Here is an 18,418-nt window from a genome sequence, read left to right as displayed (position 1 = left end):
TCATGGCAACGCTCGAACTGCGCAATGTAAACAAGACCTACGGCACCGGCCTGCCCGATACCCTCAAGGACATCCAGCTGTCGATCAGCGACGGCGAGTTCCTGATTTTGGTTGGCCCGTCGGGCTGTGGCAAATCGACCCTGATGAACTGCATCGCCGGCCTGGAGCAGATCACCGGTGGGGCCATTCTCATCGACGGGCAGGACGTCAGTGGCATGAGCCCCAAGGACCGCGACATCGCCATGGTGTTTCAGTCCTATGCGCTGTACCCGACCATGAGCGTGCGCGAAAACATCGAATTTGGCCTGAAAATCCGCAAGCTGCCGCAGGCGGCAATCGATGAAGAGGTGGCGCGGGTGGCCAAGCTGCTGCAGATCGAGCACCTGCTGGCGCGCAAACCGGCGCAGCTGTCGGGCGGCCAGCAGCAGCGCGTGGCCATGGGCCGGGCGCTGGCGCGGCGGCCGAAGATCTATCTGTTCGACGAGCCGCTGTCCAACCTGGACGCCAAGCTGCGGGTCGAGATGCGTACCGAAATGAAGCTGATGCACCAGCGCCTGAAGACCACCACCGTGTACGTCACCCATGACCAGATCGAGGCCATGACCCTGGGCGACAAGGTTGCGGTGATGAAAGATGGCATCATCCAGCAGTTCGGTACCCCGCAACAGATCTACAACGACCCGGCCAACCAGTTTGTCGCCAGCTTCATCGGCTCGCCGCCAATGAACTTCATTCCGGCCCGCCTCAAGCAACAGGATGGCCGCCTGCTGGCGCTGCTCGACAGCGGCCAGGCGCGCTGCGAGCTGCCCTTGGGGCTGGCCGCCAATGAACAGGATGGCCGTGAAATCCTGCTGGGCATCCGCCCTGAGCAGATTGCCCTGGGGGCCGGCGAGGGCAACGGCCTGCCGGCCATTCGTGCCGAAGTGCAGGTCACCGAACCCACCGGGCCGGACCTGCTGGTGTTCGTCACCCTCAACCAGACCAAGGTGTGCTGCCGCCTGGCGCCCGATGTGGCCTGCCAGGTTGGCGACAACCTCAACCTGCAACTGGACCCGGCGCGGGTGCTGCTGTTCGACGCCAACAGCGGCGAGCGGCTGCACCTGGCCAGCACTGCCGCAGCCACCAAGGACAACGTGGCTCACTTCAAAGGCCGTTAATTCGTCTACATCATCAATAAGAAAAAGAGGACGCAAAGGGATGGAACAGCGCAAACGTATCAAGACATTGGGGTCGCTGGCATTGCTCGCCGTGGTTGGCAGCGCCAGTGCACAAGCTGCCGAGGCATTTTCCAGCGAATCGAAGTGGATGACCGGCGACTGGGGCGGCACCCGTACCGAGCTGCTGGACAAGGGCTACGATTTCACCCTCGATTACGTGGGCGAAGTGGCCGGTAACCTGCATGGCGGTTACAACGACGACAAAACCGCGCGCTACAGCGACCAGTTCGCCCTTGGCGCGCACCTGGACCTGCAGAAGATCTTTGGCTGGCACGACGCCGAATTCAAGCTGGCGATCACCGAGCGTAGCGGCCGTAACCTGTCCAACGACCGCATCAGCGACCCGCGCGCCGGGCAGTTCAGCTCGGTGCAGGAGGTGTGGGGGCGCGGCCAGACCTGGCGCCTGACCCAGATGTGGGTCAAGCAGAAGTACTTCGACGGCGCACTGGATGTGAAAGTCGGCCGCTACGGCCCGGGTGAGGATTTCAACAGCTTCCCGTGCGACTTCCAGAACCTGGCCTTCTGCGGTTCGCAGGTGGGCAACTGGGTAGGCGGCATCTGGTACAACTGGCCGGTCAGCCAGTGGGCGCTGCGGGTGAAGTACAACATCACCCCGGACTTCTTCGTGCAGGTCGGTGCCTTCGAGCAGAACCCCTCCAACCTGGAAACCGGCAACGGCTTCAAACTCAGTGGCAGCGGCACCAAGGGCGCGATCCTGCCGGTGGAGGCGGTGTGGTCACCCAAGGTCAACGGCCTGCCGGGCGAGTACCGCCTGGGCTACTACTACAGCACCGCCAAGGCCGACGATGTCTACGACGACGTCAACGGCAACCCGCAGGGTCTCACCGGCAACGCGTTCAAGTCGCACTCCAGCAAGCATGGCTGGTGGGTGGTGGCGCAGCAGCAGGTCACCGCCCATGCCGGGGACGTGAACCGCGGCCTCAGCCTGTTCGCCAACTTCACCGTGCACGACAAGGCCACCAACGTGGTCGACAACTACCAGCAGGTGGGGTTGGTGTACAAAGGCGCGTTCGACGCCCGGCCCAAGGATGACATCGGCTTTGGCGTGGCACGCATCCATGTGAACGACGACGTGAAGAAGCGTGCCGAGCTGATCAACGCGCAGAACGGCATCGACGATTACGACAACCCAGGCTTCATGCCATTGCAGCGCACCGAGTACAACGCCGAGCTGTACTACGGCTTCCACGTCACCAACTGGCTGACCGTGCGGCCCAACCTGCAGTACATCAAGAGCCCGGGTGGGGTTGACCAGGTGGACAATGCGCTGGTCGCCGGCTTGAAGATTCAGTCGTCATTCTGAGGGCAATTGTTGTAAATTTACGCCAATCCATTTTCGGCGCCCGGCACCCACTGCCCTGCAGTGGGTGTTGGGGATAGGCCGAGACAGCGCTATCTCAAACAAAAAGAGCTCTGACCCATGCCTGAACATCCGCTCCATCGCTTCTTCACCTCGCAGCGGTCGCGGCCGACATTCGAGTGGGAGCGTTACCAGCAGCGCGATGTACTGATCATCGACCACCCCCGTTGCCAGGCGGTATTCAGCCGCCAGGGCGCGCAACTGCTGCATTTTCAGCCGGCGGGCGAGCGGCCTTGGCTGTGGTGCGCCGAGCAGTGGCCGCAAGTGGGGGCGATACGCGGTGGTGTGCCGGTGTGCTGGCCGTGGTATGGCCGCCACCCCAGCGAAGACCTGTGGCCGGCGCATGGCTGGGCGCGGTTGCTGGACTGGAAGCTGGTGGACAGCCGCGAGGACGAGGAGGGCGTAAGCCTGAAGTGGCAGCTGGACCTGTGCGACTGGCAGGTCGACCTGCATGCCCGGTTGGGCAGCCGCATGGAGCTGAGCCTGAGCACCGAGCACCAGGACAGCCAACCCTGCCAGTTGAGCCATGCCTTGCTGGCCTACTGGCGTATCAGTCACGTTTCCGAGATAGCGCTGTCTGGGCTGGAGGATATCCAGGGTTATGACCGGCTCAACCGTCAGGCCTGCCGCGAGGGCGGTGCGCTGAAGCTCAAGGGCGGCTGCCAGAAGGTCTACCCGGGCACGCCCCGGGTACAACTGCAGGACCCGGCTTGGCAGCGCGAACTGTGCATCGACACGGGCGACAGCGACGACACGGTGGTCTGGCACCCGGGCAATCGCCCGTTAATGGGCGTGACCGGGCGGGAATGCCAGGGCTTTGTCTGCGTCGAGGCTGCCAGTGGCAGCGGCGAGGGCCTGAGCCTGGCGCCGGGGCAACGTGCCCACCTGCGTTTGCAGGCGCACCGGCTCAGTTGAGTTCGTCGTCCTCGATCGGGTAGCGGCTGGCGTTCAGGCTTTCCTTGATCTTGCGCAGGTGCGGCTGGAAATCCACGCCACGGCGCAGGGTCATGCCGGTAGCCAGGACATCGAGCACGGTCAGCTGAATGATGCGCGAGGTCATCGGCATGTAGATGTCGGTGTCTTCGGGCAGCGGGATATGCAGGCTCAGGCTGCAGGCGTTGGCCAGGGGCGAGCCGGCGGCAGTCAGGCCCAGTACCGAGGCACCGTTTTCGCGGGCCAGGCGTGCCACATCGACCAGTTCGCGGGTGCGCCCGGTGTAGGAAATGATCACGAACAGGTCACCGGTGTGGGCCACCGAGGCCAGCATGCGCTGCATCAGCACGTCGGCATGGGCCGATACCGCCAGGTTGAAGCGGAAGAACTTGTGCTGTGCATCGAGGGCCACCGGGGCGGAGGCGCCAAGGCCGAAAAAGTGGATTTGCCGGGCCTGGATCATCATGTCCACGGCACGGCTGACCTGCATCGGGTCCAGTTGCTGGCAGGCACTGTCGAGTGAGGCAATGGCGCTGGCGAAGATTTTCTGGGTATAGGCCGCCGGGTCATCGTCGGCCTCTACTGCGCGGCTGACATAGGCGGCGCCGCTGGCCAGGCTCTGTGCCAGTTGCAGCTTGAGCTCGGGGTAGCCGCTGACGCCGAACGAGCGGCAGAAACGGTTGACGGTCGGCTCGCTGACCTTGGCCGCCTGGGCCAGCGCAGCGATGCTGAAACGGGTGGCTTGTTGCGGGTTGAGCAGGATGACTTCGGCGACTTTGCGTTCGGCCTTGTTCAGCTCGTCGAGGCGTCCCTGGATCTGTTCCAGGAGGTTTCGCACGCGGTCCATGGGTATGTCCTTGGGTCGGGAAGACAGCCGGCTGTGGGAGCAGCAGGCTTTTTGCACGGTCGTCTATCGTACTGTCGGTGCGGTTGGTGTACCACTTGTCTGTAACACTTGTGTGTAATGTTGTGGTTTTTACTACATTTCCCCTTGAAAACCGTATGTGAAAGCGGTATTCCTAGACCAACTTTAGGAAAGAACCAACATCATGGCTGCAATCAGTGTCGAACCTTGCACCTTTGCCCTGTTTGGCGCCCTCGGCGACCTGGCGCTGCGCAAGCTGTTTCCTGCGCTGTACCAACTCGACCGCGCCAATCTGTTGCACCCGGACACCCGTCTGCTGGCGCTGGCGCGTGAGGCCGGCAGTGCGCAGGCGCACCTGGATCACATCGAAGCGCACCTGCGCCGGCATGTGCCCGAGGCCGATATCGAGCCGGCCGCACTGGGGCGCTTCCTCGCCCGGCTGAGCTACCTGCACCTGGACTTCCTGCAGCCTGAAGGCTATCAGGCGCTGGCCGAGCAGTTGCCCGGCGAGCTGCCGTTGATCGCCTACTTCGCCACCGCCGCGGCTGTATACGGGGCCATCTGCGAGAACCTCGACAAGGCCGGCCTGGTGGCGCGCACCCGGGTAGTGCTGGAAAAACCCATTGGCCATGACCTGGAATCGTCACGCCGGGTCAACGACGCTGTCGCGCGGTTCTTCCCGGAAAGCCGGGTCTACCGTATCGACCACTACCTGGGCAAGGAGACCGTGCAGAACCTCATTGCCCTGCGGTTTGCCAACAGCCTGTTCGAAACCCAGTGGAACCAGAATTCCATCTCCCATGTGGAGATCACCGTTGCCGAAAAGGTCGGTATCGAAGGCCGCTGGGGCTACTTCGACAAGGCCGGGCAACTGCGCGACATGATCCAGAACCACCTGCTGCAGCTGCTGTGCCTGATCGCCATGGACCCGCCCAGCGACTTGTCTGCCGATGCCATCCGCGACGAAAAGGTGAAGGTGTTGAAGGCACTGGCACCGATCACGGGCGACGCCCTGAGCACCCGCGTGGTGCGCGGCCAGTACATTGCCGGCTACAGCGACGGCAAGCCGGTACCGGGCTACCTGGAAGAAGACAATGCCAACGCGCAGAGCGATACCGAAACCTTCGTCGCCCTGCGTGCCGACATTCGCAACTGGCGTTGGTCGGGCGTGCCGTTCTACCTGCGCACCGGCAAGCGCATGCCGCAGAAGCTGTCGCAGATCGTTATCCACTTCAAGGAAACCCCGCACTACATCTTCGCCCCGGAACAGCGTTTGCAGGTGGGCAACAAGCTGATCATCCGCCTGCAGCCGGACGAAGGCATTTCGTTGCGGGTGATGACCAAGGAGCAGGGGCTGGACAAGGGCATGCAACTGCGCAGTGGCCCGCTGCAGCTGAATTTTTCCGATACCTGGCGCAGTGCGCGGATTCCGGATGCCTACGAGCGGCTATTGCTCGAAGTGATGCGAGGCAACCAGAACCTGTTCGTGCGCAAGGATGAAATCGAGTATGCCTGGAAGTGGTGCGACCAGTTGATCGCCGGCTGGCGTAATGCGGGCGATGCGCCCAAGCCATACGCGGCCGGCTCCTGGGGGCCGATGAGCTCGATTGCACTGATCACACGCGATGGGAGGGCGTGGTATGGGGATATCTGAACTGAAACTGCCAGCGGTCGTGAACGTACACGAGTTGGCAGACGCCGAGGCGCTGGCCGCCACGCAGGCCCACGACGTGGCCGAGCGCCTGCGCGCGGCGGTCGCTGCCAAAGGGCATGCCTGCGTGGTGTTGTCCGGTGGCCGCAGCCCGGTGCCATTTCTGGAAAAACTGGCCAGCGAAGCGCTGGACTGGACCAAGGTCACCGTCAGCCTGGCCGACGAACGCTGGGTGCCGGTAGAGCACGCCGACAGCAATGCGGGCCTGCTGGCCCGTCACCTGTTCCAGGGTAATGCGGCCAAGGCCCGCTTCATTGGCCTGTACCAGCAGGCGGAAAACCTCGACGCCGCCGCACTCATGGCCGACCAGGCGTTGGCCGAGCTGCCGCAGATCGACGTGCTGGTGCTGGGCATGGGGGACGATGGCCATACCGCTTCGCTGTTCCCGGCCAGCCCGAACTTGGAAGCAGGCTTGGACTTGGCTGGCCAACGTCGCTGCCTGCCGTTGCTGGCGCCCAGCGTGCCGCACCAGCGCCTGTCGATGACCCGCGCTTTGCTGGCCAGTGCCGGCTTTACCGCGCTGGCCGTGCAGGGCCAGGGCAAACTCGCCACCCTGCGCGCCGCGCTGGCTGGCAACGACCTTACCGAAATGCCGATTCGCGCTTTTCTTCACGCCCCCCTGGACATCTACTGGTGCCCATGAGCCAAGGATCCACAGTCATGACCACCCTTGAACGCCCACAGTCCAAGCTCTCGATGGCCGACAAAGCCGCGCGGATCGACGCCATTTGCGAAAAGGCGCGCATCCTGCCGGTAATCACCATCGCCCGTGAGGAAGACATCCTGCCGCTGGCTGACGCACTGGCTGCTGGCGGTATCCGTACCCTCGAAGTGACCTTGCGCTCACCGCTTGGGCTGAAGGCCATCGAGGTACTGCGCAAGCAGCGCCCGGAGCTCTGCGTGGGCGCCGGCACTGTCCTGGACCGCGGTATGTTCGCCGCCGTTGAAGCCGCAGGTGCACAATTTGTCGTCACCCCAGGCATTACCCCGGAGCTCCTCCAGGCCGGGGTGGACAGCGAGATCCCGCTACTGCCAGGCATCAGCACGCCGTCTGAAATCATGCTGGGGTATGCCCTGGGCTACCGTCGCTTCAAGCTGTTCCCTGCGGAAATCAGCGGTGGCGTGGCGGCGATCAAGGCGTTCGGCGGGCCTTTCGGCGATATCCGCTTCTGCCCAACCGGTGGTGTGAACCCGGCCAATGTGCGCAATTACATGGCCTTGTCCAACGTGATGTGTGTAGGGGGCACCTGGATGCTCGACAGCAGCTGGATCAAGAATGGCGATTGGGCGCGGATCGAGGCGTGCAGTGCCGAGGCGATGGCGCTAGTGGACGCCAACTGAATTTGTTGTGTGCTTTACGGCTTATGGGGCGCTTGGTCGGCGCCCCTTTTTTTTGCCTGGCTTTCTTGCAGCGCCGGGTGCACCGCGTACCCTGTGGGAGTGGGCGCGCCCGCGAAGCATCCAGCGCGGTGCATGGCACCGGCTGCGCCGGTGTTCGCGGGCACGCCCGCTCCCACAGGGCCGCGCCGGGCTTATGAATCGAGTTCTCTGCGCGACAGCGCAGCCCTTAGGGCTGTGTGATCTCCCACAGGAATACCGCAGCACTCGAAGCCTGTGCAGTCCCCTGTGGGAGCGGGCCGCGCCGGGCTTATGGATCGAGTTCACTGCGCGACAGCGCAGCCCTTAGGGCTGTGTGATCTCCCACAGGAATATCGCAGAACTCGAAGCCTGTGCAGTCCCCCGTGGGAGCTGGCTTGCCAGCGATAAGGCCAGTACAGGCCAACAAAAAAGCCCGCATCAAACGATGCGGGCTTTCTCATTCAGCAGGCAGGGCTCAGGCCGCTTTGGCTTCCTGCTGGCTCAGCGAGCGGTTCAGGGCGCTGAACAGTGCCTTGAAGCTGGCGGTGGTGATGTTTTCGTCGATACCCACACCGTGCACCGGGCGGCCACCGGCCACGCGCAACTCGATGTAGGCCGCCGCCTTGGCGTTGGTGCCAGCACCAATCGCGTGCTCGTTGTAGTCCATGATTTCCACGGCAACCGGCAGGCCGGCAACCAGGGCTTCCAGGGCGCCATTGCCCTTGCCGCGCCAGTGCAGGGTGGTTTCGCCTTCGCCGGCGACTTCCACTTCCACGGCGCTGTGGCCGTTTTCTTCCTGCAGGCGGTGGCTGACCAGGGCGTATGGCGCGTTGGCCTGCAGGTATTCCTTGTGCAGCAGGCTGTAGATTTGCTGAGCGGTCATTTCCAGGCCCAAACGGTCGGTTTCACCCTGCACAACCTGGCTGAACTCGATCTGCATGCGGCGCGGCAGGCTGATACCGTACTCCTGCTCGAGCAGGTAGGTGATGCCGCCTTTGCCCGACTGGCTGTTGACGCGGATGACCGCCTCGTAGCTGCGGCCGATATCGGCCGGGTCGATCGGCAGGTACGGCACTTCCCACAACTCGCCTTCCTGCTGCTTGGCGAAGCCCTTGCGGATGGCGTCCTGGTGCGAGCCGGAGAACGCAGTGTGTACCAGGTCGCCGACATAAGGGTGGCGTGGGTGCACGGGCAGCTGGTTGCACTCTTCGACCACCTTGCGCACGCCGTCGATGTCGGAGAAGTCCAGCAGCGGGTCGATACCTTGGGTGTACAGGTTCAGTGCCAAGGTCACCAGGTCGACGTTACCGGTCCGCTCGCCGTTGCCGAACAGGCACCCTTCGGCGCGATCGGCGCCGGCCATCAGGCCCAGTTCGGTGGCGGCAATGCCGGTGCCACGGTCGTTGTGGCAGTGCAGGCTGATGATCACGCTGTCGCGGCGGCTGACATTGCGGCAGAACCATTCGATCTGGTCGGCGTAGATGTTCGGCGTGGAGACTTCCACGGTGGCCGGCAGGTTGAGGATGACTTTGTGCTCTGGCGTCGGGTTCCACACCTCGATGACCGCGTCGCACACTTCCTTGGCGAATTCCATTTCGGTCGCGCTGAAGGTTTCTGGCGAGTACTGGAAGGTCCAGTGGGTTTCGGGCTGCTGGGCGGCATACTTGACGAACAGCTTGGCGGCGTTCACCGCGATGTCTTTCACGCCTTGCTTGTCCTGGTTGAAGACAATGCGGCGGAACGCCGGGGAGGTGGCGTTATACAGGTGGACGATGGCCTTTTTCGCGCCACGCAGCGACTCGAAGGTGCGCGCGATCAGGTCTTCACGGGCTTGGGTAAGCACCTGGATCGTGGTGTCGTCCGGGATGTGGCCGTCTTCGATCAGGGTGCGCACGAAGTCGAAATCGGTCTGCGAGGCAGACGGGAACGCCGCTTCGATTTCCTTCACGCCCACCTGGACCAGGGTCTTCCAGAAGCGCAGTTTCTTCTCCGAATCCATCGGCTCGATCAGCGACTGGTTGCCATCACGCAAGTCGGAGCTGCACCAGATGGGCGCTGCGGTGATGGTCTTCGACGGCCAGGTGCGGTCAGGCAGGTCGATAGTCGGGAAGGCGCGGTATTTTTTCGAAGGGTCTTTGAGCATGGACATGGAAGCAATCCTTTTGTGTGCGGCCGAAATCGGGCCTGCCGAGCGATAACAAGATGAAGAGGCGAGGCGACGCGATTCAGCCTGGTAGTCGTGCGCTGACCAAGCTGAGGCTGCAATGTTGTCGGAGCAGGATGAGGGTGCTGAAGGTTTTCATGCCTTCAAACTTAACCAGTGGGGTGGGGGATGGCAAGCGTTCGGAAAAAATTGAGAGGAATGCTTAAAAAAAGCGTATGAGCGAGATTTTATGGCTGTATTTTTCCATGGGGTTGTTCATTGTTGCGCAGTAGTTTTAGCTGGCGCAACACAGTGGAACCCCCTTGACCTATTCTCGCCTCATCGCCGGCAAGCCAGCTTCCACAGCACTGTCACAGTGCTGGAACGCTGTGGAGGCGGGGGTTGTCGGCGAGGCTGGCGCTGTGGTCTCAGGGCTGAAACGCCCCGATGAAAATCGCCGGATCCACCCGCGCGTCGTTCAGGCTCACGTTCCAATGCATGTGCGGCCCGGTAGCCCGCCCGGTTGAGCCCACGCGCCCGACTACCTCGCCCCGGCGCAGTTGCTGCCCTACCTGCACATCGATCTTCGACATGTGGCAGAACATGCTGATGAAGCCCTGGCCGTGGTCCACGAATACCGTGCGGCCATTGAAGAAGTAATCCCCCACCAGAATCACCTTGCCATTGGCCGGGGTCTTGATGGGCGTACCTGCCGGCACCGCGAAGTCCAGCCCGGCATGCGGGTTGCGTTCCTCGCCATTGAAAAAGCGACGCACGCCGAACTTGCTCGACAGCGGGCCGTTGACCGGCTTGTCGAGGATCAGGTTGCTGGGCAGGGCTGGGCTGAAACTGCGATAGGCCTTGATCTGCTCAGCCAGCTCGCGGTCGATGCGCTTGAGGTCGGCGGGGTTCGGGTTGACCTGGCGGGTGTTCTTCAGGGTAATGCGCTGTTCGGGGTACTTTTTGCTACCCACGCTGAACGGCAGGTTGCGCCCGCCTTGGCTGAGCACGGCAGTACCCGGCTTCTGGGTCAGCGGGATTCCGACAATGGCCAGCCAGTTGTCCTGCTCCTTGACCACCAGCACCGGCTTGCCGTCGAAGCGCGCTTCGGGGGCGCTGGCGGCAGGGCCGAGGTTGACCACCGCCACGCCGCCGGGCACCGGCTTGTTCAGCGCACGCGTGATGTAACTGGCCTGGGCGCCGCCGGCCAGCAGTAACAGGGAAAGGGCGAACAGGGAGGCAAGCAGGCGGGGCATGTGTCAGTCCAATAGCGAAAGGGTGACCGGAGTCAGGTGATTGTCTTCCACGCGCACCAGCAGCTCGCCCTGGTCCAGGCGTGCCGTAAGGCGTTGGCCGTTGCGGGTCTGTTCGGCGCTGCGAATCGCCTGGCCCTGGTCGTCGAGCAGGATGCTGTAGCCGCGCGCCAGTGTGGCCAGCGGGCTGACCACCTGCAGCGTCTGCAACTGGGCCTGGAAGCGCTGGCGGCGGTCCTTGAGCAGTTCGCGCATGGCCCGTGGCAGGCGCTCGGCCAGGCTGTCCAGGCGCTGGGCCAGCAGTTTCAGGTTGCGCCCCGGGTGTTGCGCAGCCAGGCGGGTTTCTGCCCGCGCCAGACGCTCACGGCGCTGGTTGAGGCTGAGCAGGAACGCCCGGCGCAGGCGCATGTCCAGGTCGTCCAGGCGCTGGGCCTGCTGGCGCAAGCGCTCGCCCGGGTGGCGCAGGCGCCTGGTGAGCGAGTCCAGGCGCAGGCGGTCATGGCTCAGGCGGTTCTGCATGCGCAGCAACAAGCGCCGCTGCAGCCCGTCCAGGCGTTGGCGAATGCCACTGCTGTCGGGCGCCAGCAACTCTGCGGCGGCAGACGGAGTGGGGGCGCGAACGTCTGCCACGAAGTCGCTGATGGACACATCGGTCTCATGGCCGACTGCGCTGACAATCGGTGTGACGCAGGCAGCCACGGCGCGGGCCACGGCTTCTTCGTTGAAGCACCACAGGTCTTCCAGTGAGCCGCCACCACGGGCCAGGATCAGGGCATCGAAGCCAAGGCCGTCGGCCAGGCGGATGGCACGCACGATCTGTGCGATGGCCTCGCGGCCCTGTACCGCCGTGGGAATCAGGTTCAGTTCCACCTGCGGGGCGCGGCGGCCGAACACACTGATGATGTCGCGGATCACCGCGCCGGTGGGGGAGGTGATGATACCGATGCGTTGCGGGTGGGCAGGCAAGGGCTTCTTGCGTTCGGCGCTGAACAGCCCTTCGGCACCGAGCTTTTCCTTCAAGGCCTCGAATGCCAGGCGCAGCGCGCCATCCCCCGCCGGCTCGACGGTGTCGAGAATCAGCTGATAATCACCCCGGCCCTCGAACAGCGAAACCTTGCCCCGCACCCGCACCGCCAGGCCATCGCGCAGCGCTTGGCGCACCCGCGTGGCGCTCTGCCGGAACAGGGCGCAGCGTACCTGGGCACCGCTGTCCTTGAGGGTGAAGTACATGTGGCCAGACGCCGGGCGGGCGAGGTTGGAAATCTCGCCTTCCACCCACACGCTGCGGAACACGTCTTCGAGCAGCACGCGGGCGCGGCCGTTGAGTTGGCTGACCGTCAGGACCTCGCGGTCCAGGCCGAGTCGTTCGAAAGGGTCTCTGATCATGGCCCGCATCATACCTTACCGGGCGTTGCGGGCTAGCCGTGATCTTTCATCGCGGCCACGAACTGGCGCACCAATTGCTCTGCATCGCGCCGGCACGCCAGGGCCACGGTACTTTCCCCGCCCCCCTCCAGGGTGACGAAACTGATAGAGGCCGGCGCAATATCGCGCATGGATTGCGGCAGCAGGGCCACGCCAAAACCTGCCTGGATCAGCTGCAGCTGGGTCGTTTTGCGCGACAGCACCTGCGCCGCCTGCGGGAAAAAGCCCGCATCCATGCACAACGAGGCCGCCAGGTAGCTCAGCCCGCCGCGCTCACGGTGCGGAATGGAAATGAAGCGCTCGTCGCGCAACTGCTGCAGCGCCACCTGCGCCACACCGGCCAACGGATGCCCGGCCGCCACCGCAAGCAGCACGGGCTCGCTGAACAGTTCATGCAGCACCACGCCTTCATGCTGGCGAAGCACCGGCAAGCGCAACAAGCCGATATCCAGCCGCCCCGCAGCGATATCTTCCAGTTGCGCCTCCGACGACTGCTGGGCGATGTCCAATGCAACCCCCGGGTTAGCGTGCAGGTAACCGCTCAAACGCGCCAGCAGCGGGCCGGTCAACGGGACGGTGCTGGAGTGGTTCAGGCGCAAGCTGCCTTGCAACCCTTGGCCAATATCGCGGGTCACCCGCTCTGCCTGCGCCAGGTCGGCCAGCAGGCGCCGTGCCCGCTCCAGCAACGCCTGGCCGGCCGGGGTCAGGCGCGGTAGGCGGGCGGTGCGCTCGAACAATGGCGTGCCCAGTTGCTGCTCCAGCTCCTTGATCTGCCGGCTGAGTGCCGACTGCGCGATGAACAGGCGTTCAGCGGCACCGCTGAAGCTGCCGCACTCGGCGATTTCCACGAAATAACGCAACTGGCGGATGGACGTCATGTCATGCCTTTTCGAGATGGCTTTGGCGATAAAGCCATATTAGTCGGCATGGCTCTCAGCTGGCTAACCTTTGCCTATGCTCCCTGGAACTGCTGCCATGCTCACTGAACTGTCGCTCACCGGCCTTGACTGGCTGCCCATCCTGCTCGGCGTCGGCGTGGCCTACGTCGTCTTTGGCATTGCCGGTTTCGGCACGGCCCTGGTGGCGGGCCCGGTGCTGATCCATTTCATGCCGTTGTCACGGATCATCCCGCTACTGGTGTTGCTCGATTTTGTCGCCGCCTTCGGCAACCTGCTGCCTTCGCGCCGTGATGTGGTGCGCGGCGAGTTGCTGCGGCTGTTGCCGTTCATGGCCCTGGGCTGCACGTTGGGCGTGGTGTTCCTGCTGCGTTTGCAGTCTGACGTGCTGTTGCTGTTGATGGGCCTGTTCGTTACGGCCTATGCGCTGTATAGCCTGGCGGTCAACCTGCGGCCGGCGAACCTGTCGGGTTTCTGGGCAGTGCCAATGGGTACGGCAGGCGGGCTGTTCGGGGCGCTGTTCGGCAGCGGCGGTTTTCTTTATGCGCTGTACCTGAGTGCACGCCTGGAACGAAAGGAGCAGGTGCGCGCCACCCAGAGCGCGCTGATCAGCTGCAGCACGGTGGTGCGCCTGGCATTGTTCCTGGTCGCCGGTGTTTACGCCGACCAGAGCCTGCTCTTGCTGGCTGCATGCCTGCTGCCGGTCATGTTCATCGGCCTGTGGGTCGGCCGTGGGCTGACCCACAGGCTGTCGCGAGAAGCCTTTGTGCGCCTGGTCACCTGGCTGGTGCTGGCCAGCGGCTTGGCGCTGATCGGTCGCTACCTCGGCGCCTGAGCGGTAGAATTGCGCCCTTACCGCAGTTTTGCAGGCTTGTACCGTTCATGAACACCCAGAGCATTATCGTTCCCAAGCTGTCTACCGTGCCGGTGCACGAAGCCCGCGCCCGTGCCATCGTGCGCTGGCTGGTACGCGAGAAAGTGGTCGAGGAGCAGCTGAGCACCTGTGGCCGTACCGGCAACCGCATGGGCCACGCCCTGGCGGCAGGCGCCCGCAAGGTGGCCCTGCGGCCTGAGTTGTTGCCTTTTGGCGAGCAGGCCAACGGCCTGGAAGTGATGCTCAAGCGTTGCATCTATACCCCCACCGAAGGGTTTCTTGAAGAAGCCGGCTGCCCGCAGTGCCGGCGCGAGGTGGGCGAGCCGCTGTTCGAAAGCCTGGAAGAATGGATGCCGGCGGTCAGTGACAACTTCACCTGCCCGCTGTGCGGCTTCGAAGATGACATCAATGGCTTCATTTACCTGCAGCCATGTGCCTTTTCCAACCTGGGGTTCATCTTCAACAACTGGGGCGAGGCCGGGTTTACCCAGGCCTTTCTCGACAGCTTCGCCGACTGGCTCGACCAGCCGGTGACGGTGGTGCAAGTCAGCTGCAAGCCTTGAGTCGCAAGCTTCAAGAAAAAGCGGCCTGTATGCCTGACGACTCTCGTAGCTTGCCGCTTGTAACTTGAAGCTTGATTTACATTGAGCGGCGCGCCGTGCATGAGTATAATGGCGCGCTTCCATTTTTCCCGCCCGGGAGCCCCCGCGATGCTGCGTATCAGCCAAGAAGCCCTGACCTTCGACGATATCCTCCTTGTACCTGGCTATTCCGAGGTACTGCCCAATGAAGTCAGTCTCAAGACCCGTTTGACTCGTGGCATCGAGCTGAACATTCCGCTGGTTTCCGCCGCCATGGACACCGTGACCGAAGCGCGCCTGGCCATTGCCATGGCTCAGGAAGGCGGCATCGGCATCATCCACAAGAACATGACCATCGAGCAGCAGGCCGGCGAAGTTCGCAAGGTCAAGAAGTTCGAGGCTGGCGTGGTCAAGGACCCGATCACCATCGACGCCGACGCTACCGTGCGCGACCTGTTCGAGCTGACCCGCCTGAACAACATCTCCGGCGTGCCAGTGCTGGCCAACGGTGACCTGGTCGGCATCGTCACTTCCCGTGACGTACGCTTCGAAAACCGCCTGGACGCCAAGGTCCGCGACGTGATGACGCCAAAAGAGCGCCTGGTCACGGTGCGCGAAGGCGCCGACAAGAACGAAGTGCGCGAGCTGCTGCACAAGCACCGCCTGGAAAAAGTCCTGATCGTTGACGACAAGTTCAACCTCAAGGGCATGATGACCGTCAAGGACATCGAAAAGGCCAAGGCCTACCCGCTGGCCAGCAAGGACGACCAAGGTCGCCTGCGCGTCGGCGCTGCCGTCGGCACTGGCAAGGACACCGGCGAGCGCGTAGCCGCCCTGGTTGCTGCCGGGGTTGACGTGGTGGTGGTCGACACTGCCCACGGTCACTCCAAAGGTGTGATCGACCGCGTGCGCTGGGTAAAGGAAACCTACCCGCAGGTGCAGGTGATCGGCGGCAACATCGCCACCGGCGCTGCGGCCAAGGCCCTGGCCGAAGCCGGCGCTGACGCGGTCAAGGTCGGTATCGGCCCGGGCTCTATCTGCACCACCCGTATCGTTGCAGGCGTCGGCGTGCCGCAAATCAGCGCCATCGCCAACGTTGCCGCTGCACTGGAAGGCACCGGTGTGCCACTGATCGCCGACGGCGGCATCCGCTTCTCCGGTGACCTGTCCAAGGCCATCGTAGCCGGTGCTTCCTGCGTGATGATGGGTTCGATGTTCGCCGGTACCGAAGAGGCGCCAGGTGAAGTCGAGCTGTTCCAGGGCCGTTCCTACAAAGCCTACCGCGGCATGGGCTCGCTGGGTGCCATGGCACAGGCGCAAGGCTCGTCCGACCGTTACTTCCAGGACTCCTCGGCCGGTGCCGAGAAGCTGGTACCGGAAGGCATCGAAGGCCGTGTGCCGTACAAAGGTGCGCTGGCGGCGATCATCCACCAACTGATGGGCGGCCTGCGTTCGTCCATGGGCTACACCGGCAGCGCAACCATCGAAGAGATGCGCACCAAGCCGGAGTTCGTACGCATCACCGGCGCCGGCATGGCCGAGTCCCACGTGCATGACGTGCAGATCACCAAAGAAGCCCCTAATTACCGCGTCGGCTAACGCCTCCAGCGGTAAGCGACAAGCTTCAAGCTACAAGCGGTAGTTGCGCTGCAGCGACTACCGCGTTCTCCCCGATCAACTTGCAGCTTGCGGCTTGACGCTTGCAACTGCATCAGAGATTGAGTCATGGCCCTCGACATTCACGCTCACCGCATCCTGATCCTCGATTTCGGTTCCCAGTACACCCAGCTGATTGCCCGCCGCGTGCGCGAGATCGGCGTGTACTGCGAGCTGCACCCGTTCGACATGGACGATGAAGCGATCCGCGAATTCAACCCGCGCGGCATCATCCTCGCCGGCGGCCCCGAATCGGTCCACGAAGCCAACAGCCCGCGCGCGCCGCAGGCAGTATTCGACCTGAACGTGCCGGTGCTGGGCATCTGCTACGGCATGCAGACCATGGCCGAACAGATGGGCGGCAAGGTCGAAGGTTCCGACCTGCGTGAGTTCGGTTATGCCCGCGTGGACGTGGTCGGCAAGAGCCGCCTGCTCGACGGCATCGAAGATCACATCGACGCTGACGGCGTACTGGGCCTGGACGTGTGGATGAGCCACGGCGACAAAGTCACCCAGATGCCGGGCAATTTCCATGTATTGGCCAGCACCCCAAGCTGCCCGATCGCCGGCATGTTCGACGACACCCGCGGCTACTATGGCGTGCAGTTCCACCCGGAAGTGACCCACACCAAGCAGGGCGGTCGCATCCTGTCCCGCTTCGTGCAGGACATCTGTGGCTGCGAGGCCCTGTGGACCCCATCCAACATCGTTGAAGACGCCATCGCCCAGGTGCGTGCACAAGTGGGTTCGGCCAACGTCCTGCTGGGCCTGTCTGGCGGCGTCGACAGCTCGGTGGTTGCCGCGCTGCTGCACCGCGCCATCGGCGACCAGCTGACCTGCGTATTTGTCGACAACGGCCTGCTGCGCCTGCACGAAGGTGACCAGGTGATGGCCATGTTCAAGGAGAACATGGGCGTCAAGGTCATTCGCGCCGACGCTGAAAAGCAGTTCCTCGACAACCTGGAAGGCGAAGCCGACCCGGAGAAGAAGCGCAAGATCATCGGCCGCACCTTCATCGACGTGTTCGATGCCGAGGCCAGCAAGCTGGAAAACATCCAGTTCCTTGCCCAGGGCACCATCTACCCGGATGTGATCGAGTCGGCTGGCGCCAAGAGCGGCAAGGCCCACGTGATCAAGTCGCACCACAACGTCGGTGGCCTGCCGGAGGAAATGAACCTCAAGCTGGTCGAGCCGCTGCGTGAACTGTTCAAGGACGAAGTGCGCAAGATCGGCCTGGAGCTGGGCCTGCCGTACGACATGGTCTACCGCCACCCGTTCCCGGGCCCAGGCCTGGGTGTGCGTATCCTCGGTGAAGTGAAAAAGGAATACGCCGACATCCTGCGTCGTGCCGACCACATCTTCATCGAAGAGCTGCGCAAAGCCGACTGGTACCACAAGACCAGCCAGGCCTTCGTGGTGTTCCAGCCGGTCAAGTCGGTCGGCGTCGTCGGCGACGGCCGTCGCTACGCCTGGGTCGTGGCCCTGCGTGCCGTGGAGACCGTGGACTTCATGACTGCGCGTTGGGCACACCTGCCGTACGAGCTGCTGGAAACCGTCAGCGGCCGTATCATCAATGAAATCGACGGCATCTCGCGCGTGACCTATGACGTGTCGAGCAAGCCGCCGGCGACGATTGAGTGGGAATGATCCCTCTCTGGCGTTGAACGAAAAGGGCCGCATTGCAGGCCCTTTTCTTTTGCCTGGGAAAACCTGCTATTCGCTGCCAGGCGGGTGGCCGAAATAGGCCTTGTAGGCATGGCAGAAATTGGCAGGGTTGGCATAACCGACCTGGTAGGCCACCTGCGACACCTGCCAGCGCCTTTCCAGCAGCAGGGTGCGGGCCTGCTCCAGACGTTGCTGGCGCACGTACTGCAGCATAGGCCGGCCGAATTCGTCGCGGAACGCCCGGCGCAAGGTGGTCTCGCCCACGCCCAGTTGGCGTGCAAGGCTGGCGGCGGTGGGTGGGGTGGCCAGTTGGGTGTCGAGCAGGCGCCGCGCTTCGATGGCCAGGTCGCGCAGCCCGCGGTCCGGGTTTTTCGTGCCTTGTGCAGGGCCTATCAAGTGGCGCGCCAGCTCCAGCACCACGGCCACGCTCAGGCTTTCGCAATGCAGGCGCCGTAGCCC

At 63.5% G+C, this 18,418-nt stretch carries 16 protein-coding genes; 10 read left to right on the top strand and 6 right to left on the bottom strand.

The genetic code is table 11. From position 1 onward, the window contains the following. Positions 1-2: 2 nt before the first annotated feature. The 3 genes from APH30_RS13890 (at position 3) to APH30_RS13880 (ending at position 3,513) form a co-directional block, all read left to right on the top strand. A complete protein-coding gene (locus APH30_RS13890) occupies positions 3-1,157 on the top strand; it encodes an ABC transporter ATP-binding protein (protein WP_054912864.1) in 1,155 nt (384 codons plus the stop codon). A 40-nt stretch (positions 1,158-1,197) separates the two neighbouring features. Then, positions 1,198-2,541: a carbohydrate porin gene (locus APH30_RS13885; protein WP_054890317.1), complete on the top strand. Its 1,344-nt coding sequence runs from the start codon at positions 1,198-1,200 to the stop codon at positions 2,539-2,541. A 117-nt stretch (positions 2,542-2,658) separates the two neighbouring features. Further along, a complete protein-coding gene (locus tag APH30_RS13880) occupies positions 2,659-3,513 on the top strand; it encodes a D-hexose-6-phosphate mutarotase (protein WP_054912863.1) in 855 nt (284 codons plus the stop codon). On the opposite strand, the gene hexR is transcribed toward APH30_RS13880, so the two are convergent. Then, entirely contained in the window at positions 3,506-4,369 is an 864-nt protein-coding gene (hexR, locus tag APH30_RS13875; protein ID WP_172828429.1) for a DNA-binding transcriptional regulator HexR, read from the bottom strand. The genes APH30_RS13880 and hexR overlap by 8 nt on opposite strands. Positions 4,370-4,580: 211 nt before the next feature. Here hexR and zwf point away from each other — a divergent pair, with 211 nt between their 5' ends. The 3 genes from zwf to APH30_RS13860 are packed head-to-tail and all read left to right on the top strand — an operon-like array spanning position 4,581 to position 7,448. Continuing rightward, positions 4,581-6,050: a glucose-6-phosphate dehydrogenase gene (zwf, locus tag APH30_RS13870; RefSeq protein WP_009683411.1), complete on the top strand. Its 1,470-nt coding sequence runs from the start codon at positions 4,581-4,583 to the stop codon at positions 6,048-6,050. Further along, positions 6,037-6,750, top strand: a complete 714-nt coding sequence (gene pgl / locus APH30_RS13865) for a 6-phosphogluconolactonase (protein ID WP_054912862.1) — start codon at positions 6,037-6,039, stop codon at positions 6,748-6,750. Before zwf ends, pgl begins: the two co-directional genes overlap by 14 nt. Positions 6,751-6,767: 17 nt before the next feature. Next, on the top strand, positions 6,768-7,448 hold the full coding sequence (locus APH30_RS13860; RefSeq protein ID WP_054912861.1) for a bifunctional 4-hydroxy-2-oxoglutarate aldolase/2-dehydro-3-deoxy-phosphogluconate aldolase: 681 nt from the start codon (positions 6,768-6,770) through the stop codon (positions 7,446-7,448). Positions 7,449-7,941: 493 nt separating this feature from the next. On the opposite strand, the gene leuA is transcribed toward APH30_RS13860, so the two are convergent. The 4 genes from leuA to APH30_RS13840 all read right to left on the bottom strand — a co-directional run bounded on the left by leuA (position 7,942) and on the right by APH30_RS13840 (position 13,165). Further along, entirely contained in the window at positions 7,942-9,615 is a 1,674-nt protein-coding gene (gene leuA / locus APH30_RS13855) for a 2-isopropylmalate synthase (protein ID WP_009683414.1), read from the bottom strand. A 422-nt stretch (positions 9,616-10,037) separates the two neighbouring features. Continuing rightward, a complete protein-coding gene (locus APH30_RS13850; RefSeq protein ID WP_054912860.1) occupies positions 10,038-10,865 on the bottom strand; it encodes a M23 family metallopeptidase in 828 nt (275 codons plus the stop codon). Between the two features lie 3 nt (positions 10,866-10,868). Beyond that, complete coding sequence (xseA, locus tag APH30_RS13845) at positions 10,869-12,248, bottom strand: exodeoxyribonuclease VII large subunit (RefSeq protein ID WP_054912868.1); 1,380 nt, start codon at positions 12,246-12,248, stop codon at positions 10,869-10,871. A 32-nt stretch (positions 12,249-12,280) separates the two neighbouring features. Continuing rightward, positions 12,281-13,165 carry a LysR family transcriptional regulator gene (locus tag APH30_RS13840; RefSeq protein WP_054912859.1) on the bottom strand — a complete coding sequence of 295 codons (885 nt, stop codon included), beginning with the start codon at positions 13,163-13,165 and terminating at the stop codon, positions 12,281-12,283. A gap of 97 nt (positions 13,166-13,262) precedes the next feature. On the opposite strand from APH30_RS13840, the gene APH30_RS13835 reads away from it, so the two are divergent. The 4 genes from APH30_RS13835 (at position 13,263) to guaA (ending at position 17,941) form a co-directional block, all read left to right on the top strand. Beyond that, on the top strand, positions 13,263-14,018 hold the full coding sequence (locus tag APH30_RS13835; RefSeq protein ID WP_054912858.1) for a sulfite exporter TauE/SafE family protein: 756 nt from the start codon (positions 13,263-13,265) through the stop codon (positions 14,016-14,018). Positions 14,019-14,065: 47 nt separating this feature from the next. After that, positions 14,066-14,620, top strand: a complete 555-nt coding sequence (locus APH30_RS13830) for a hypothetical protein (RefSeq protein ID WP_054912857.1) — start codon at positions 14,066-14,068, stop codon at positions 14,618-14,620. Between the two features lie 147 nt (positions 14,621-14,767). Further along, complete coding sequence (guaB, locus tag APH30_RS13825; RefSeq protein WP_003255025.1) at positions 14,768-16,237, top strand: IMP dehydrogenase; 1,470 nt, start codon at positions 14,768-14,770, stop codon at positions 16,235-16,237. 126 nt (positions 16,238-16,363) lie between these two features. Further along, the gene (gene guaA / locus APH30_RS13820) at positions 16,364-17,941 is read left to right on the top strand and encodes a glutamine-hydrolyzing GMP synthase (protein ID WP_009683420.1); all 1,578 of its coding nucleotides are present in this window, start codon (positions 16,364-16,366) and stop codon (positions 17,939-17,941) included. Positions 17,942-18,007: 66 nt separating this feature from the next. Here the strand turns inward: guaA and APH30_RS13815 are convergent. Continuing rightward, on the bottom strand, positions 18,008-18,418 hold a 411-nt coding region (locus APH30_RS13815), incomplete at its 5' end, for a helix-turn-helix transcriptional regulator (RefSeq protein WP_156326467.1).

This window comes from Pseudomonas sp. NBRC 111127 (genome assembly GCF_001320345.1).
Classification (GTDB): domain Bacteria; phylum Pseudomonadota; class Gammaproteobacteria; order Pseudomonadales; family Pseudomonadaceae; genus Aquipseudomonas; species Aquipseudomonas juntendi.
The sequence above is the reverse complement of the archived record's forward strand: the minus strand, read 5'-3'. Positions and strand labels throughout refer to the sequence as shown.

Excerpts from the sequence above, each read along its gene's own strand:
- APH30_RS13890 (WP_054912864.1), top strand. The coding sequence starts at position 3 with ATGGCAACGCTCGAACTGCGCAATGTAAACAAGACCTACGGCACCGGC.
- APH30_RS13885 (WP_054890317.1), top strand. The coding sequence starts at position 1,198 with ATGGAACAGCGCAAACGTATCAAGACATTGGGGTCGCTGGCATTGCTC.
- APH30_RS13880 (WP_054912863.1), top strand. The coding sequence starts at position 2,659 with ATGCCTGAACATCCGCTCCATCGCTTCTTCACCTCGCAGCGGTCGCGG.
- zwf (WP_009683411.1), top strand. The coding sequence starts at position 4,581 with ATGGCTGCAATCAGTGTCGAACCTTGCACCTTTGCCCTGTTTGGCGCC.
- pgl (WP_054912862.1), top strand. The coding sequence starts at position 6,037 with ATGGGGATATCTGAACTGAAACTGCCAGCGGTCGTGAACGTACACGAG.
- APH30_RS13860 (WP_054912861.1), top strand. The coding sequence starts at position 6,768 with ATGACCACCCTTGAACGCCCACAGTCCAAGCTCTCGATGGCCGACAAA.
- leuA (WP_009683414.1), bottom strand. The coding sequence starts at position 9,615 with ATGTCCATGCTCAAAGACCCTTCGAAAAAATACCGCGCCTTCCCGACT.
- APH30_RS13850 (WP_054912860.1), bottom strand. The coding sequence starts at position 10,865 with ATGCCCCGCCTGCTTGCCTCCCTGTTCGCCCTTTCCCTGTTACTGCTG.
- xseA (WP_054912868.1), bottom strand. The coding sequence starts at position 12,248 with ATGATCAGAGACCCTTTCGAACGACTCGGCCTGGACCGCGAGGTCCTG.
- APH30_RS13840 (WP_054912859.1), bottom strand. The coding sequence starts at position 13,165 with ATGACGTCCATCCGCCAGTTGCGTTATTTCGTGGAAATCGCCGAGTGC.
- APH30_RS13835 (WP_054912858.1), top strand. The coding sequence starts at position 13,263 with ATGCTCACTGAACTGTCGCTCACCGGCCTTGACTGGCTGCCCATCCTG.
- APH30_RS13830 (WP_054912857.1), top strand. The coding sequence starts at position 14,066 with ATGAACACCCAGAGCATTATCGTTCCCAAGCTGTCTACCGTGCCGGTG.
- guaB (WP_003255025.1), top strand. The coding sequence starts at position 14,768 with ATGCTGCGTATCAGCCAAGAAGCCCTGACCTTCGACGATATCCTCCTT.
- guaA (WP_009683420.1), top strand. The coding sequence starts at position 16,364 with ATGGCCCTCGACATTCACGCTCACCGCATCCTGATCCTCGATTTCGGT.